The organism is Neobacillus niacini, from assembly GCF_000759675.1.
Lineage (GTDB): Bacteria > Bacillota > Bacilli > Bacillales > Cytobacillaceae > Neobacillus > Neobacillus niacini_A.
Genome location: NZ_BAWM01000037.1, coordinates 65,152 through 81,724 on the forward strand (window position 1 = coordinate 65,152; position 16,573 = coordinate 81,724).

Below are 16,573 nucleotides of genomic sequence, written 5' to 3' on the forward strand. Positions count from 1 at the left end.
TTAAGAATATGCTCCAGAGATCTTCCGTCGTAAACTCCATTAATGTGACCTCTGCTTCCTTTGCCTCTATCATCCAGCTTGGAGATTCCCGTATTATTAATGGATTTTCACGCGCCTTGGCTGTTCAAAGGGAAGCTGAAGTTTTTAATTCAAAAGAAGGTAATTTTTCAAACTATTCTGTGTTTTCAGAACCAATCCATTTTTCACCAATCAATGAGCGCATGACGATATCTACTCATAATAGCTTTCCTATTATTAAGGTCAATACTATATCAATCCTTGCAATGTCTTCGGATGCCATACTGCACGTTGGAAACAGTGAAAACGTCTCAATGGAAGCACGGGTAAAACATATCAGACATCTGCATCATAAAAAGGATGAACAATGACAAGGACGTTTGAATACGATATCACAAGATTACTAAGGGCAAGTAAATAAAAGGATGTTAGTAAATGCCAGCGATAATTGGTCCAGTTCAGATCGTGAATGTAAGTGGTGGAATTGTTCAATTCGGGGATACTGTATTTATTTCTCCAAAAAGTGCTTCAAAGGTCAATGCAGGTTCTGGAGGCTTTAATACAGGGGGAATCATATTTACTGCTAACGGTTTAAGCGGCACAAATGTACTTGATGCTAATTTGATTGACCAGCCTATAGCCGGGAATAATTAATAAACGACATAAACCAAAATAGGTTTATGTCGCTTATTTTTTTATGATTCATTTTCTTTTTCAAGCTTTAAAATATGAGCTCCATCAAAGAAGAATAAATATCTTTCATTAATTTTTCTCTTCCAAATTTGCTCCAATGCCTTTGTATATAAATTGATTTGTAGTCGGTATCGCTCTTCAAGAATAGGTCTTGCTTGAACAAAACCGCCTTTGTAACGATCCGTTATCCCATCCGATTTAAAGTCAATAAGGACGAGTCCATTTTCATCTTCAAAAACACAGTCGATAATCCCCTGGACAAAAACAGATTCATCTTCATCCTTCCATGTCGGGTAAACTTCTGACGAAGGCAATGACAGGGTGAAGGGAATTTCACGATGTACTACCTTTGCATTTATTATCCTCTTACCTAAATCTGATTCGAAAAATTTCCCAATTAGTTGTGTATCAATGACTTCCGCCTGCTCGACAGTTAACAGTTCATTGTTAACCATCCACTCTACTTGTGTCTCAACAGACTCATGAGTAACAGGTCTTGTCATATCAACATGCTGCATGACCATATGCAGAGCAGTCCCTCTTTCAGCAGGGCTTAACGACTTTTCCTGCATAAACTTAGGGCGCTTCGTAATGGCTTTTTTAAATCTACTTAACAATTCAGTGCCACTATGTTCATCGGAGATTTCCCGCTGCCGCTTCATTTCTGATACAGATTGCTTTGAGCGATGGGTCGAGGCATTGGCAAAGGAATACTCCCATGTTAAGCGAGAGTGTATTTCCTCTTTAAAAGGTGAGGCTGCGGGGATAATTTCCTTTTTCTCTACCTTTTCTAAAAAGGAGTCCTCTTCCATGCTATTCATTAATTCCTGATTTTTAATTTCATCAGCACTCATTCGGATAATTTTCCATGCAGAAGAGTGATAGGTAATCTCGTCTGGAACAAGAGGATTATGAATCTCCATTTCTCTTAAACCTGTACTGTCCTGGTGCCGAATCAGCGCTGGTCCAACCCAATCCATATAACAGCCTGCCGCTGCTCTTTCATAATCCTTGAGCAGCCAGTTTGTATTAGTAGATACATCACTCCACTGTTCTATTTTTTTATCTGCATCCTTCAAAGTTCCTATCAAATAAAGCTTTTCCTTCGCCCGTGTCAACGCCACATAAAGAACCCGCATTTCTTCTGCAAGCATTTCCATTTTCTTTCTACGCTTAAAAGCAATTTGCGGTAAAGAGGGATAGGAAATACGTTTTTCCACATTTACATATTTTGCTGCAAAGCCGTACTCTTTATCGAGCATATAGGGCTTCCGGATATCAGACATATTAAAGTTGCGCGACAATCCCGCAATAAAAACGACTGGAAACTCAAGTCCTTTACTGCTATGAATGGTCATAATTCGAACAACATCTTCCTGCTCGCCAAGCGCTCTAGCTGCTCCTAAGTCGTCTCCTCTTTCAATCATTCTCTCAACAAAACGTAGAAAGCGGAATAACCCTCGAAACGAGGTTTGCTCATATTGCCTAGCACGATCATACAAAGCGCGTAAGTTTGCTTGGCGCTGCTTGCCACCTGGCAAACCACCTACAAAGTCATAAAGCTGTGTATCCCGATAAAGCTGCCAGATTAATTCCGAAAGTGACCCCTGGCGCGCCATGGACCGCCATTGTTCCAAATAGTCATAAAAACGGCGGACCTTTTCATATAAAAGTTCTGTTTTTTCTGTCGGGCTGCTGCGGCAGAATCTCTTAAAAGATTCCCAAAAAGTCCCCTTATTGTGCAGACGTATTTGTGCCAACTCCTCTTCGTTTAGCCCCACGATGGGCGATCGTAAGACAGAGGCCAATGGGATATCTTGGAATGGGTTGTCAATCACCCTTAACAACGACATCATAATCGCTACTTCAGTTGCTTCAAAATATCCAGAGGAAAGGTTCGCATAAATTGGAATTCCTTGTTGTTTAAATTCCTCCATTATTTGTGGTGCCCAGGTCATGGAACGAAGCAGGATAACCGTATCTCGATACATAATCGGACGGTAAGTTCCTGTTTTCGGATTATAAACTTTGGTTTCCTTCGCAATTAATTGTTTAATCTTTGTTGCCATAACTCTAGCTTCAAGCTGCGATTTTTCTAAATCCACCTCATCAAATTCGGAAGTTACGGTCTCAGCTTCTGATTCAGCAGCCTCTGATGGCAATTCTTTACCATCATTTTTTTGATTTATCAGCAATAGCTCTATTGGAAATGGTTCATCTTCAGGATATGGTGCACCCGGCCTTAGTTCAGCAGCTTCATCATACTCAATTTCTCCAACCCTGACACCCATGATCTGTTTAAATAAATAGTTTGTCCCTTCAAGCACCTCTTTCCGGCTTCTAAAATTACGTGCAAGATCAATTCGTAATCCTGTACCTTTACCATCCTGCCTAAAACGGTTATATTTCCCTAAAAATAGATTTGGCTCTGCTAATCGAAAACGATAAATTGATTGCTTCACGTCACCTACCATGAACAGATTACCATTTATCTCATCTTCTTTTGCAACTAGCTTTAAAATGGTTTCCTGAACCATATTTACATCCTGATACTCATCAACAAATACCTCATTAAAATGGTAGCGGTAGGCTAATGCAGCTTCCGATGGAAGAAATTCTCCGTCAGAATTAATTTCCCCTGTTAATATTTCTAAACAATAATGCTCCAAATCTGCATAATCAACCAGCCCTTTTTCTCTTTTTGCTTTCTCAAACCGCTCAGAAAAAACAGTGACTAAATGGACAAGAGTTTCAATAAGTGGGCGCATTTCTTCCATATCATGTAAGAAACCTTCAGGCTTTCTTAGAAAAAGCTCTTCTTTGATATCTTGAATTTTCTTTTTAGCCTTATCACGAAGCTTTTGAGCTTTTTCAGTCAACTCTTTATCGAAATGGTCCCCTTTTACCTGTTTTGCTCTTGTAAAAGACCAGGTCTGCATTGCATTATAAAGAGCTGACCACGAGTCACGATTTGCCTGTATAAGAGTATCAATCACATTTAAATCATCTAGAAAATTTTCTGCCCTTGGTCCCGGACCAGCTGGAAGCTTTGTCACTTCTAATCCATGCTGTATCATTTCCTTAGCACCTTCTAATTGAAGTTCAATATCAAATAGCAATGCTTGAATGAAAGACAGTTCTTCTAGATTTGTTATAGCCGAAACATCATACATATCAATCATTGACTGTAAATAATGACTTGGCAAAGGATTCGACCGTGCAAAATCATAAATATCCCTGATGATATCCATTAAGGCACTATCACTCCGGTCGCTGGTAAAGGAATCTACTAACCGAAAAAATCGCTCATTATCCTTTTTCCCATACTCCTCTTCAAACAACTCGTCCATTACTTCATCTCTAATTAATTGTGCCTCTGTTTCATCAGCGATTCTAAAACCAGGATCGACATCAATGAGGTAATAGTATTTACGGATAACCTCCATACAAAAGGAGTGCAGGGTTGAAATCGATGCTTTATTTAGTAAGCTTAGTTGTTTGCGTAAATGTCTGGATCCTGGGTCCTTATTTATCGCTTTTTCCAATGCCTCACCGATTCGATGACGCATTTCGGCGGCAGATGCGTTGGTAAATGTTACGACTAATAACTCATCGACATCAATAGGGTCTTCTTCCGAAAGTATCTTTTGGATTATTCGTTCTACCAAGACAGCCGTTTTACCAGAGCCCGCTGCTGCTGCAACAAGGATATCTTTATTTTTTTCCATAATGGCTTTCCATTGATCTTCAGTCCAACTTGCCCCGACAGGTTTAGGTGGAATTACAAAACTACTCATTTACGCCACCCTCCTTTCTAATTAACCCAAAGATTGTTTCCTTGGACTGCGGTGTTAGAATTCGGTAATGATTTTCAATTGACTCATCAAATTGACAAACGGATTTGTAGGAACAAAATGTACAAGGCGTTTTATCTTTCAGTTTAAAAGGGGCAATAGCAACTTGACCATCGACTATAGCCTCTCCTGTAGTCTGATAGAGCTTTCGAACATAATTCCTTAGCTCGTCAAATTCATTTAGGCTCGCTACTTTTGATTTCTTCGTAAGATTGCCATCTTTTTTAATACCCGCCGAAATAATTTGTGAATCACCTGATTCAAGCGTTTGGTCCATCAGCTTGAGGACCTCTTGGTCACCCACCATTAAACCGTTCATCTTGAATTTTTTCATGATTTCCTTTTCTATTTCATCAACCGTCAGCAATTTGGCAGAGCTTATTAACGGGTTATGGACATGAAAATACAGGACTCCTGCAGGGCTTGCTTTCATTTCTACCAGTTCGTCTGAATGTGTAATGACGATATCTAAGTATGTTAACATTTGCAGGGCAAGTCCATAGTATACCTCGTTAAGATTTACATCCTTTTCACTCGATTTATAATCAATGACACGCAAGTAAGTATGATCATTTTCACCCTTTGCTTGATCGACCCTATCGATGCGGCCAGCTAATTCCATTCGTTTTCCATTTTTTAGTGAAAACGTTAATGGCGGGAGCTTGCCATTACGTCCAAAGCTCAATTCTAATCCAATTGGTGAGAAGCCACTTACTTTTGCATGTTCACTTAACACTTGAGAGGCCCTGGTAATAATTTGTTCTAATTTTCGTTTGATATAATGATGGCGTTCTGAGCTTAAGAGAATTTCATTTTGGAGCTTAGGAGCTAAAGCATTCACTGCCTCCCTAGCCAGTTCTTCACATTGCTTCTTTGTAAGAGATGCCCAGCTAAGGTTTTGCTCATTTACAAAATCAGAGATATGCTTTAAAGCTGCATGAAATAGTTCTCCTATGTCAGGAGCTTCCAAACGAAAAACTTGCCGTTCACGAAGCTTTAGCCCATGCTGTGCAAAATGAGAAAAGGCACAGCCATTATATAACTCCATTCGTGAAACGCTAGCCTGTATCGTATCACCATACAATTCATCCGCTGTTCCCTTTGAAAGCTGTACCGTTTGGTTGGTGTAAAAGAGACTGGAGAATACTTTCTCTGCACGCCCCTTCCACTCCCCTTTTATATAAAAGTTATATACATCCCACCACAATTCGGATATAGGATAATTCCGTTTTTTCAACTGAAGCTGAGAGGTTAAATAAGACAGAGTTGTTTTATGATTGGTAACAAAATTCAACTGCTCCTCTTCTGTTAACTCAGCAGGATCTGTACCATAAAAATGCTCTTCTAATTTTGGATACATATCTTTCAATCTCTTAATATACGAGGAAGGAATTAATGCCTTTCCTTCATCATTTGCAAGCGGGTAGCTGACATAGAGAGCCTCTGAAGGTGTGGTTAGTGCTTTATAGGCAATAAAATTCTCGTCCAATAGACGTGTTCTGCTACTGGGTGCCACAGTCAAATTTTTAGCTATCAGCATTTCACGTTCTTCACCAGATAATATCCCTTCATCGGCAATTTTAGCTGGTAGTATTCCCTCATTAACACCAACAACAAAGGCCGCTTTTATGTCTGTTAATCTAGACTTTTCTAAATCTCCGATTATTACTTGATCTAGTGCTGGGGGAATGAGTGAAAAATAGAGTGATTCAAATCCTGCTTCTAAAATAGCGGAGAAAGACTTTAAGGAAATAGATTCATCCCCTAATAGTTCCACATATTGATCTAACAGATCTATACAGGCATTCCACACCTGATCATGCTCACGCATTTTTACAAGATTGCCTTTTTGTTCAGCTTCCATTTTCCAATTTTCTAGTTTTGAAGGAATATCTAATTCTTCTAAATATAAATAGATTGCTTCACAAAACTTCCGACCTGTATCTGCCTTTTTAAGCCTTCTTGACAAGCGGAGTATCGGGGCTGTTACCATAAGCTTTAATTCATTCAATTGCTGTTCTATTTCTTTTTCAGCATCTGTTTGAACATTTGCTTCCATTTCTAGACCCTTAAAGCGACGGTAAGTCCATCGATCTTTTCTTGTCCATTTACTCCCTTTAATTCCATATGCAAGGACATAGTTTTCTAGCCTATCCATGTTTTCCCGCATTCTATCTGGATTTTCCTGAAGTGGGTATATCAATTCTGTTTTAATTACCCTAAAAACAGGCTCATATCGCCAAAATGAATGAATCACTTCCATGGTTGACCGGATTAATTCAATCAATGGGTGATTCAGCATCGTTCTCTTTTGGTCGATAAAATAGGGAATTTGATAATCAGAGAAAACCGGCTCTACAATTTCATGATAGTCACTGCCGTTTCTTATCAATAAGGCTAGATCTTTATAACGGTAATTCTTTGTCCGAACCAACTGAAGAATTTCGCGCGCTATCCCCTCTATCTCAGCTCTACGATTAACAGCTTGACCAATATGAATGTCTGTTTGTCCATAATAAGGGTCTGCTGGTCTTGTATCAAAATTACCCTCTAAATGACGTAACGATAAATCATTCCATTTCTGCTGTTGAGAAAGAAAGATCGGAGGCTCCATTTCGATGCCTTCAACTTTTGCCAAATCGTAAATAGAGCAGCAAGCCTCACTAGATAATCTAAATAAATCCAATTCATCTGGCGGCGTATCAAAGGATGTTTGATCAGTCGTCATTGTAACGGTTACTCTCTGACAATGCTTCATTATTTCTTTCATGACTAAGTATTCCTGTGGTGTAAAGCTATAAAAACCATCTATATAGATCTCGGCATCTTTTAAGTAGGTTGATTCAGAAACCTTTTCTGAAAGCAAACGAAAATAGTCCTCGGAATCGATATATTTTCCAAAGACTTCATCTTCAAATTGTCTATAGATAATCTCTAAATCATTCAGTTTATCCTTCAAGGCTCTAGAAGCTGTTTCACCATATTCATTGGCCTTTTCAGCCTCTTGAGATAGCTCTTCAGGTGTAATGCAATAGCGCTTGAATTCAGTAATCATCTGTTCTACTTGCTGAACAAAGCCATTTTTATCAGCAGCACGTTGAAACAATTTTAATTGGTCTTTTTTATCTTCAATAATTTTTCGAATGAGCATACTTATTCCAACACTGCTTAGATGATACCGGCTTATGCCGCCAGTCTCCTGCAAAATTCTCCAAGCTAATCGTGAAAAACTGTACACTTGTGCACGAATCATACCACCAAGTTTTGGATTGGTCGCCAAACGATATTCTGTTGAAAACGTCATCTGCTCTGGAACTATATAAATAATCGGGGATCCCTCTGGATTTTCCAGCAGTCGGTCTTGTATTTCGTTCATACACATTTGAGTTTTACCGCTTCCCGACCTTCCGGATACCATTCTTAAAGACATGTTTCTTCCTCGCTTTCCGATTACCCTTCTACAAACTTAATACACTCATTTTATCACAAAAAGAGCACAAACGTTTGGAACACTTCATACAGATTAAAACCATTAATGGTAATTTTTAAACAAAAAAAGAGACGATATCATCATCGTACTCTCAGGTTTTAAATCCTATCTAATTAAAATTGAACATCCATTTCGTTTAGCGGCCAGTATCGAAGGTCGACTTTTCCAACAACCTGGCTGACAGAGATGAATCCAAAATGCCTGCTATCCCAACTGCCTAAGCGATTATCCCCTAGAACAAATAACTTTCCTTCTGGGACAGTACTTTCACCTGTGATCTCTTTCAAACTAAAATCACCTGTAAGTTTCATTCCAGGTATCTCTTGCTTATAAACAGTTAAAAAAGGTTCCTTGTACTTTTGTTCGTTAATATATAATTGATCGTCTTTAAATTCAATTTTATCTCCTGGAAGTCCGATCACACGTTTGACGAAATCCTCTTTCTCATTTGCATGGAAAACAATGACATCAAAACGACTCAGGTCACTAATTTGGTAGCCTAGCTTATTGACTACTAATTTGTTTCCATCCTGGAGAGTAGGCATCATTGATTCTCCCTCAACAACATAATTAGAAAAGAAAAATGTTCGTATAAAAGCAAAAATGATGATTCCAATTGCAAAAGCTTTAATCCATTCAATCCCCTCTTTTTTCCATTCAATATTCACTTTTAACTCCTCCTTTTCTTCAACTCTTTACCTCTATATATCTCCTCATTATGGTCATTTTCCATGCTCTTATTCAATCTTACTTCAATTCTTTTTCCAACATACCAAAGAATAAAAATAACTAGAAAAACAATGCCAGTACGGTATGGCCGAGTAATCAATGATTGAAGATCATAACCAACAAAACTAATGGTAAAAATCATCACCATTTTGCCAATTGCTACAGCAAGCATGTATTGATAAATACTGATTTTCGAAAGAGCCGCTACAACATTTACAACAACAGATGGTGTAAACGGGAAACAAAGAAGTAAAAAGAGCGGTCCAAAACCATGACGATCTACCCAATCCATTAACTTTCGGACCTTTGGGTGTTTTGAGAGAAAAGAAAATACCTTTTTTTGTCCATACCTCCTAATCAGAAAAAAAAGTAGTAAGGCTCCTAAGCATGACCCCAACCAAGAATATAAAAACCCTAACCATAGCCCAAAAGCGCTCGCATTAGCCATTACAAATAAAAACAATGGCAGAAACGGCAAAAATGCTTCAATCAAGGGCAGCACGATACCAGGTAACGGTCCAAAGGATCGGTATTCTTGAATTAAGTCCATAATATTTTCAATTGTGAACCATGCCTTTAATGCTTCAAAGTCCATAATATTGCTCCTTAAAATTTTGCTGTTTCCTTAGCTTATTGAGTGATAAATTGGTGAAAGGCCTCTCTATTCATCTTTAGATCTAAATCTAAAACGTCACCTTCCCCTTTTATGCTTGCGTCTTTATATCCATTCTCTATCGGAATTCTAAAGGTCTCAATATTTCCTCTATCTTTTGCAAAGAAATCTTTCGCCATAAATAATATATCTCCGGTATCCATGTTTGTGTTGATATATGGTGTGACCACACCCATTAATTTAGGGAGTTTTGGGATGGTTTGAATGCCTGAAAGCTGATCACTTATCGCCTGAATTGCCTGCTGCTGACGTTGAACCCGACCAAAATCACCTATAGCATCATGTCGAAATCGTACAAAGCTAAGCATATGCTCCCCATCTAATCGTTGCAGTCCTGGTTCAAGTGGAATGTCAATATAATCTTCCATTCTCTTCTCGACATTGATTTCTACGCCATTTGGAAAGGCTTCATCAATTAATTGCACAAATCCCTCAAAGTCAACAATCGCATAATACTGTAAATCAATGTCAAAATTTTCTTTGATTGTTTTCCTCATAAGTTCAGGACCGCCACGCATAAAGGCAGAATTGATTTTATGCTTACCATGTCCAGGGATATTTACATAAATATCTCTCATGATAGAAGTCAGCTTATAAGTCCCTTTGTCTTCATTATAATGCGCAATCATTATTGTATCGGCCCGAGATTTTTCCTCACCCTCTCTGGCGTCACTCCCTAATAAAAGTATATTGGTTGCACCATATTGATCCTTTTTACCATCAAAAGTGTAAACTTCTTCGTTAACATTATTTTCCTCATTTTCATTATTAATTTTCTCTAAGGATTGATTTACTCCTTGTTTATACTGATAATACGAATAACCGGCTGTTGCTCCAACTAGCAGCAACACGGCTAATAATATCGTTGTCGATGTTCTTTTCTTCCTTCTTTTATGCTTTTCATATCTCATACTGACTCACCCATCTTTGTCATATTTTTAACGACCAATTTATTGTGTCTATATATAATTCATTTTCCCCGAGATAATATCCTTCTATCAAAAACTTTCTCACACAAGCACCAAATTTTGCAAATAAAAAAACCGCAAGCTTTTAAGCATTGCGTTTTCCATCAGACTTTTGTATGATAAAATAAGAACAGGTGTTCTGTAAACGAAATTAAGAAAGGAGCCGATGATGGGATGACTAGGATTCCAGAGGAGGATCGTAATATAATGGAAAAAGCCATCTACTTGCCAATGGTATTAATTGTCTTAAATCGTGATTTAACAGTTGTGGAAAAAAGTCCTTTTAAATTAAAAAAACCCTATTTAGAACTAATTGAAGAAACGATGAAGAGCATCCAAAAGGAATTAACAGAAGTTAAACAATATATGAAGAAGAATAATCTCCAAGTAATCGAAACAAAACGGGACGATGCCTTTACCATGTATATGTTCTTATATAAAGGGTATGAAGAAGCTCATAATTACTTTAATCCAAGAATACGCAATAAAGTTCAAGAATTAATGGAGTTTTATTTTCTAAAACAGCACCTGTCCCGTTAAGATGTTAATGTTTATCCTTAATCTTCTGTTTGCCATATTCATAAGAATCCTCTGATGCCTCCAAGGTCTTTGGTCGTTGTAATAAATAAAATGATTTTCTTTCATTGTGTTCAATTCTTTGCATTAACTTCGTCCTTAAATAAGCTGTTCTCTCCAGTTGAGAAATAATCGAGCTGCATGAAACAGGGAAACTAAAAGACTGATTATTATTAAAAAGGATTAACGTTTCTTGAGGATTAATTCGGACCGGCTTTTTTACATGTTCATGGGAAATCCAAATACACTCTTGACGGTTTGGTGATGTGGTAGGGAAGAAAAAAATGCGGTTTGTGGGATCAATTGCAATAGGAATCTTATGTGCATAACCAACAAGCAGTTTTGTACCATTCCTACGACCTTCATAATCACTTCCATAATATTCACAACTACTTCTTATTATATCGAGTGGTTTAAAGGGGGATAAAAATTCATCTTCTACTTCAAAAATCTCCGAATAAATTTTACTGCCATACACGATGGGTTTAACGAACATCGTAAATGGATTTACCTCATATTCTTCAATTTGCTTTAGCTTCAATATTTTCAACTCCATTAGCAATTTTATCCATCATATCATGATTACTTTATGGTTGATTTATTTTTCTGAATTGTTGCGAATTTAGTCACAAAGTTATTACAGGAAAATAAATCTGAAAATTATAAATATTTATTGATATTATCAAAAAAAATCCATATAATATTAAAAAGCATCAGAGGTGATTTTGATGAATGAGAAATCATACACGGAATTGATGAAAATTGGTGCCATGAAACGTCAACGGAAAGAGAATTTTGTCCAGGATTTATACATTGATATGCTTTTATTTGAGATTCAATTAAATGTTGAAAGAGAAAAACTGCTGAAAAAAATTGACTTTGCAATTGACCATCGAGATAAAAACAACTTTTACCTCTTATCGAAACAATTAGTTGAAATTAACAAACGATTCGGATCGTAGGGACAGTATTTAAGATAAAAATGGGAAAGGAGAATAAATTCTCCTTTCCCATTTTTATTATTTTCTTTGTTTCACTTCATATTCTTCCAGCATGGAAATACGTTCTAACATCGTCGGATGTGTGTATCGGAATATTTTCACTAATAGCGGCGGATTAACCTGACTTAATCCTGAGCGGGTTAATTCTTGAAAAGCTGTAATGGCTGCCTCTGTATTCTGAGTCATATTAATTGCATATCTATCGGCCCTTGTTTCCTCATAACGGGAGATGAGATTGGTGAAAGGGCTGGCTGCAAACATGAGCATTGAAATAATCATAAAAAATAAAGGCAGGGATCGTATGTCCTTTACTTCCGGAATCTTTAGTTCTTTCCCATAGCGTTTAATAGCCCAATTCATAATTCGATACACAAAATACAAACCAAATAGTGATATCAGTAAGTAGACCGCAATTCCAATATAAATATGATTTTCAACATAATGACAAATTTCATGCGCCATGATGACTAATATTTGATCGTCTGATAATTTATTTAAAGTTGTATCCCAGAGAACGATTCGGGCATTCGAGCCAATCCCTGAAACATAAGCATTTAAGGAATTTGTCTCGTTGGACATATTCACTTCAAAAACATGTTCGGCGGGAATTTGTGCCTTATCCGCTAATGCTAATATCTTTGTTTCCAATTCTTTATTTTTCAAAGGATAAAAATCATTATATAACGGGTCGATGATAACTGGCTGTAAAAACATCATAAACAGAGTAAAAGGTATAGACAATAACCAAGCATAGAGCCACCAGCGTTTAACACTTTTTTTCATAAGCCAATAAAGGACCGGAACAATAATCAGTAAAGTCCCATAATTAATCCAAAAATCTATTAACTCCTCCTTCATCCAAGAGGCGAAGGTTTGTGTTGAAATGTTATAGGTTTTAGACAAGGTGTAACTGATATAGCTTAGAGGCAATGTAGCCAGAAAAGCAAATAATGAAAGCCATATAAGGTAAATAGCCGTTTGAAGCAATTTATACTTAGATGAACTCTCTGCCCATGTTTTGAATGCCTTAGAAAATCCAAATAATAAAATCAGAAAATAGAAAAGCCATTCAAACGGTGTAGATAGGAAAAATAACAAATTTCTTATTTTTGAATACTCTTCACTTAGCATTAATTCCCTGCCATTTAAAAAAGTTGCAGGATCCGCTTTCGTTCCTTGATATTCAAAGGGCAGACTTGGATCTGCAAAGTAAAATAAATACCAATAAAAAAACAATCCATATATCACATAGGCCAAAACTGCATAGACTCCCATTTTTCTAACCATGTAATGTTGTCCCCCTTTTTGTACAACCTCTCTATACATAGTTTAATTAAAAAGATAATATTTAGAACTAAAAAAAGCCGGATTACACCGACTTATAGAAAAAATGAATATACAGCTAGGACAGTGATTGACCCTAGAACAACAACGATTACGTTTGCCCCTAAGAAAGCAGCAGCAAATGCCGCTACAGCACCTGCTATTCCATACCAAATATCATCTTTTTGAATGAAAATGATAGCTGGGAATATTAATGCGCCAAGTGTTGCGTATGGAACGTTTTTAAGTACCCCCTGGATAAATGGGGGAAGCTCCATACCTTTAAACAAAACAAACGGCAGCATCCTTGGTATATAGGTAACTAAACCCATTCCAATAATCATCCATAAAATTTCACTTTTCATGCTTTACACCCCAATGCTTTGCTTTTATCACTTCAATCAACTCAATCACAACCGCTGACAAAATGGTTGAGGTCACAATAGCCCATCCTTGTGCCATAATGCCGCCAAGTGTAAAAATCGAATTAAATATCGCAGCAAGGGCAGCTAGAAATAATACTTTAACACTTTTTTTCAAAGATGGAACTAAGAGACCAATAAACATTGCATAAAGGGCAACACCCATACTTTCTTGTAATGTTTGTGGCAGACTTGCCCCTATCAAATGACCAATCCCAGTAAAAATAACCCAACTGGAATAGGCCAATAAATTTACTCCAAACATAAAACCAGTCGTCGCTGTCCCTTCTTTGGTCGCCACGACAGAAAATGTCTCATCGGTAATTCCAAAAGAATATAGCATTTTATTCCCAAGATGGTCATCTTCGCACTTTTCATTCAAGGCCGTCGACATTAGAAAATGACGAATATTTACAATGAAGGTCGTTAAAACAATTTCAAATATCCCTGTTCCATAGGCAATTAAGCTTAAAGAAATATATTGGGACGCCCCTGCAAAGACAATCATACTCATAAGCACTGATTCATAAATTGACAGTCCTGATGTTTTTGCGAGAAGCCCAAAAGTCAGTGCAATCGGAAAATATCCAATACCAATGGTTATCCCTGCCTGTAAGCCCTTTTTAAACTCAGAACTTTCTCTTCCTATTGCAAAATCTGCCAACATTATCCCCCTCATTGAAAAGCGTAAGGCGCCTACCTATCGGCGACAAGCGTAAGACGAGCCGGCAAGAAGGTTGTTCTTTAACCTTCTTGACGGATTGTCTTACGACCTCGAGCCGATAGCGCCTGAAGCTAGACATATTTCTCTCTACAATTAAAAATAAATTTTAACAAATTTTCGGAAAAAAGGAAATAAAAAAACATGGCGCACCAGCCATGTTATTTTCCTTTAAAAATTGGTTTCCTTTTTTCTGCGAATGCTTGAAGCGCTTCTATTCTATCTTGAGTTGGCAGAGTTACTTCATATGCCTTCCTTTCTATCTGAAGCCCCGTGTTCAAGTCCACATACATGCCGTTTTTTATAGCGAATTTTGCCTGTTGCAACGCGATTGGACCATTTGCAAGTATTTGGGCAGGTTTTCTCCCCTCTCTTTTCAAAACAAGGCAGGCTGACAGGCCTGCCCTTTTTAACTATATGAGATTCCACTCTGCTTTTAGACTGTTTGGGTGATTTGAGTTTTTAATGCTCGTCGCAAAATTTTTCCTGTTGTATTCTTTGGGAGTTCTTCCAAGAATTCAATCGAAGAAGGAACTTTATATTTGGCTAAATGTTCTCTACAATACTCTAGTAATTGCTCTTCAGTCGTACTCGGATTTTTACTCACAACATAGCATTTTACTGCTTCGCCTAGGTCTGAATCCGGTACACCGAGTACAGCCACCTCTACTACATCGGGATGGTTATATAGCACTTCTTCAACCTCGCGAGGGTAGACATTATACCCGCCAACTAAAATTAAATCTTTCTTTCTATCAACTATATAGAAGTATCCATCTTCATCCATTCTAGCTAGGTCCCCAGTAAATAGCCAGCCATCACGTATGGCTGCAGCTGTTTCTTCAGGCATTTTGTAATAGCCTTTCATGACATTCGGACCAGCAACAATTAATTCTCCCACTTCTCCAACAGGAAGTTCCTCTCCAAGTTCATTGACTATTTTGTTTTCAACATGAAGGATGGAGGTTCCGATAGAACCAGCCTTACGTGGACGGTCCAATGGATTGAAGCAGGTCACTGGAGAAGCTTCTGATAAACCATAACCTTCAGAAACTCGAACATTAAATTTCTTTTCAAAATTGTTAAGCAGGGCAACAGGTAAAGAAGCACCGCCAGAAATACATAATCTTAGAGATTTAAAATCTTCAGGATTACCTTCAGGGTATTGGAATAAGAAATTATACATCGTTGGAACTCCGGCAAAAACAGTTGCTTCATACTCTCTTGCCAAATCAAAAATTTCCTTTGGACTAAACCTTGGTGTAATCAACATGGTAGCTCCACTCAATAATGGTGCATTTAGTGCTACCGTTAAGCAAAATACATGGAACATTGGGAGGGTCGTGATGACGCGGTCTTGTTCAGTCATCTTTAAATAGTCGCCCACATCACTAGCATTGCTATATAAATTATTGTGGGTTAACATGGCACCTTTTGGTTTCCCTGTGGTCCCAGAAGTATAAAGAATAATCGCTGTGTCATCATCCTGCAGCTCTGGTCCTTGAAATGAAAGGTCTCCAGAGGCAACTATTTCTGTAAACGATTTCATTTTAGAGTAAAGTGTCAGTGCTTCAATATTATGCTGAGAAATACCATTTTCACTTGTTTCACAGAATATAAAATTCTCTACTTTTGGCAAGAAAGCATGGACCTTTTCAGCTAATGGAATAGCCAGATCTAACGCGACTACAAGTTTTACATCACCGTTATTTAGTATGTAACCAATTTCATCTGCTGTATAAATGGGGTTAACAGGAATGACGGTTGCTCCTAACCTTAATGCCCCGTATAAACCTATGACAAAATGTGGTGAGTTACCGAGTAACAAAGCAACATGATCCCCTTGTTTAATCCCTAATTTTTCTAGCCCAGATGCGAATTTTGTAATCGCCCCATCCAATTCAGCATATGTAGTACCTTGTCCCATAAAATAATAGGCGGTTTTGCTTGCTGAGTTTTTTGCAGTTTCCTGAAGTCTAGATGATAAATTCATAATTTCCCTCCCTTTTGTGAATGAATATTCATTCACTAAATCGTAAAAATTTTCTAAATATATTATATTTAAAGAAATTTAAGTATTCAAGCAAAATGTTCTATGAGAGACT

General features: G+C 37.5%; 14 protein-coding genes and 1 pseudogene. 4 read left to right on the forward strand and 11 right to left on the reverse strand.

Annotated features, from left to right (window positions below):
• The first annotated feature begins 8 nt into the window (after positions 1–8).
• Positions 9–389, forward strand: a complete 381-nt coding sequence (locus tag TR08_RS16100; RefSeq protein ID WP_045519813.1) for a spore germination protein GerPE — start codon at positions 9–11, stop codon at positions 387–389.
• A 64-nt stretch (positions 390–453) separates the two neighbouring features.
• Positions 454–672 (forward strand): spore germination protein, encoded by a 219-nt coding sequence (locus TR08_RS16105; protein WP_045519815.1) that lies wholly within the window; start codon positions 454–456, stop codon positions 670–672.
• Between the two features lie 41 nt (positions 673–713).
• Here TR08_RS16105 and addA read toward each other — a convergent pair whose 3' ends face one another.
• The 5 genes from addA to TR08_RS16130 form a co-directional block, all read right to left on the reverse strand.
• Positions 714–4,508, reverse strand: coding sequence for a helicase-exonuclease AddAB subunit AddA (gene addA / locus TR08_RS16110; RefSeq protein ID WP_045519817.1), 3,795 nt, complete (start codon positions 4,506–4,508; stop codon positions 714–716).
• A complete protein-coding gene (gene addB / locus TR08_RS16115; RefSeq protein WP_045519819.1) occupies positions 4,501–7,995 on the reverse strand; it encodes a helicase-exonuclease AddAB subunit AddB in 3,495 nt (1,164 codons plus the stop codon). The genes addA and addB overlap by 8 nt, the downstream gene beginning before the upstream one ends.
• Positions 7,996–8,168: 173 nt before the next feature.
• Positions 8,169–8,723, reverse strand: a complete 555-nt coding sequence (gene lepB, locus TR08_RS16120) for a signal peptidase I (RefSeq protein WP_045519822.1) — start codon at positions 8,721–8,723, stop codon at positions 8,169–8,171.
• A 2-nt stretch (positions 8,724–8,725) separates the two neighbouring features.
• Complete coding sequence (locus TR08_RS16125) at positions 8,726–9,379, reverse strand: TVP38/TMEM64 family protein (RefSeq protein ID WP_045519824.1); 654 nt, start codon at positions 9,377–9,379, stop codon at positions 8,726–8,728.
• Positions 9,380–9,414: 35 nt separating this feature from the next.
• Positions 9,415–10,368: an LCP family protein gene (locus tag TR08_RS16130; protein WP_045519827.1), complete on the reverse strand. Its 954-nt coding sequence runs from the start codon at positions 10,366–10,368 to the stop codon at positions 9,415–9,417.
• Between the two features lie 231 nt (positions 10,369–10,599).
• Here TR08_RS16130 and TR08_RS16135 point away from each other — a divergent pair, with 231 nt between their 5' ends.
• Positions 10,600–10,965, forward strand: a complete 366-nt coding sequence (locus tag TR08_RS16135; RefSeq protein WP_045519831.1) for a hypothetical protein — start codon at positions 10,600–10,602, stop codon at positions 10,963–10,965.
• Between the two features lie 4 nt (positions 10,966–10,969).
• Here TR08_RS16135 and TR08_RS16140 read toward each other — a convergent pair whose 3' ends face one another.
• Positions 10,970–11,542, reverse strand: coding sequence for a competence protein ComK (locus TR08_RS16140; RefSeq protein WP_238579154.1), 573 nt, complete (start codon positions 11,540–11,542; stop codon positions 10,970–10,972).
• Positions 11,543–11,729: 187 nt separating this feature from the next.
• On the opposite strand from TR08_RS16140, the gene TR08_RS16145 reads away from it, so the two are divergent.
• Complete coding sequence (locus TR08_RS16145; protein ID WP_045519833.1) at positions 11,730–11,963, forward strand: IDEAL domain-containing protein; 234 nt, start codon at positions 11,730–11,732, stop codon at positions 11,961–11,963.
• 57 nt (positions 11,964–12,020) lie between these two features.
• On the opposite strand, the gene TR08_RS16150 is transcribed toward TR08_RS16145, so the two are convergent.
• From TR08_RS16150 to TR08_RS16170, 5 genes and pseudogenes are all read right to left on the reverse strand, one after another.
• Positions 12,021–13,289, reverse strand: coding sequence for a M48 family metallopeptidase (locus TR08_RS16150; protein WP_045519835.1), 1,269 nt, complete (start codon positions 13,287–13,289; stop codon positions 12,021–12,023).
• Between the two features lie 92 nt (positions 13,290–13,381).
• A complete protein-coding gene (locus TR08_RS16155; protein WP_045519836.1) occupies positions 13,382–13,690 on the reverse strand; it encodes an AzlD domain-containing protein in 309 nt (102 codons plus the stop codon).
• Positions 13,680–14,411, reverse strand: a complete 732-nt coding sequence (locus tag TR08_RS16160; RefSeq protein WP_045519839.1) for an AzlC family ABC transporter permease — start codon at positions 14,409–14,411, stop codon at positions 13,680–13,682. The genes TR08_RS16155 and TR08_RS16160 overlap by 11 nt, the downstream gene beginning before the upstream one ends.
• 218 nt (positions 14,412–14,629) lie before the next feature.
• Positions 14,630–14,848 (reverse strand): annotated as a pseudogene (locus tag TR08_RS16165) (enoyl-CoA hydratase-related protein); the annotation flags it as partial.
• Between the two features lie 56 nt (positions 14,849–14,904).
• Positions 14,905–16,461, reverse strand: coding sequence for a fatty acid--CoA ligase family protein (locus TR08_RS16170; protein WP_045519841.1), 1,557 nt, complete (start codon positions 16,459–16,461; stop codon positions 14,905–14,907).
• Positions 16,462–16,573 lie beyond the last annotated feature (112 nt).

Excerpts from the sequence above, each read along its gene's own strand:
- TR08_RS16135 (WP_045519831.1), top strand. The coding sequence starts at position 10,600 with ATGACTAGGATTCCAGAGGAGGATCGTAATATAATGGAAAAAGCCATC.
- TR08_RS16145 (WP_045519833.1), top strand. The coding sequence starts at position 11,730 with ATGAATGAGAAATCATACACGGAATTGATGAAAATTGGTGCCATGAAA.
- TR08_RS16125 (WP_045519824.1), bottom strand. The coding sequence starts at position 9,379 with ATGGACTTTGAAGCATTAAAGGCATGGTTCACAATTGAAAATATTATG.
- TR08_RS16170 (WP_045519841.1), bottom strand. The coding sequence starts at position 16,461 with ATGAATTTATCATCTAGACTTCAGGAAACTGCAAAAAACTCAGCAAGC.
- TR08_RS16150 (WP_045519835.1), bottom strand. The coding sequence starts at position 13,289 with ATGGTTAGAAAAATGGGAGTCTATGCAGTTTTGGCCTATGTGATATAT.
- addA (WP_045519817.1), bottom strand. The coding sequence starts at position 4,508 with ATGAGTAGTTTTGTAATTCCACCTAAACCTGTCGGGGCAAGTTGGACT.
- addB (WP_045519819.1), bottom strand. The coding sequence starts at position 7,995 with ATGTCTTTAAGAATGGTATCCGGAAGGTCGGGAAGCGGTAAAACTCAA.
- TR08_RS16100 (WP_045519813.1), top strand. The coding sequence starts at position 9 with ATGCTCCAGAGATCTTCCGTCGTAAACTCCATTAATGTGACCTCTGCT.
- TR08_RS16105 (WP_045519815.1), top strand. The coding sequence starts at position 454 with ATGCCAGCGATAATTGGTCCAGTTCAGATCGTGAATGTAAGTGGTGGA.
- TR08_RS16130 (WP_045519827.1), bottom strand. The coding sequence starts at position 10,368 with ATGAGATATGAAAAGCATAAAAGAAGGAAGAAAAGAACATCGACAACG.
- TR08_RS16155 (WP_045519836.1), bottom strand. The coding sequence starts at position 13,690 with ATGAAAAGTGAAATTTTATGGATGATTATTGGAATGGGTTTAGTTACC.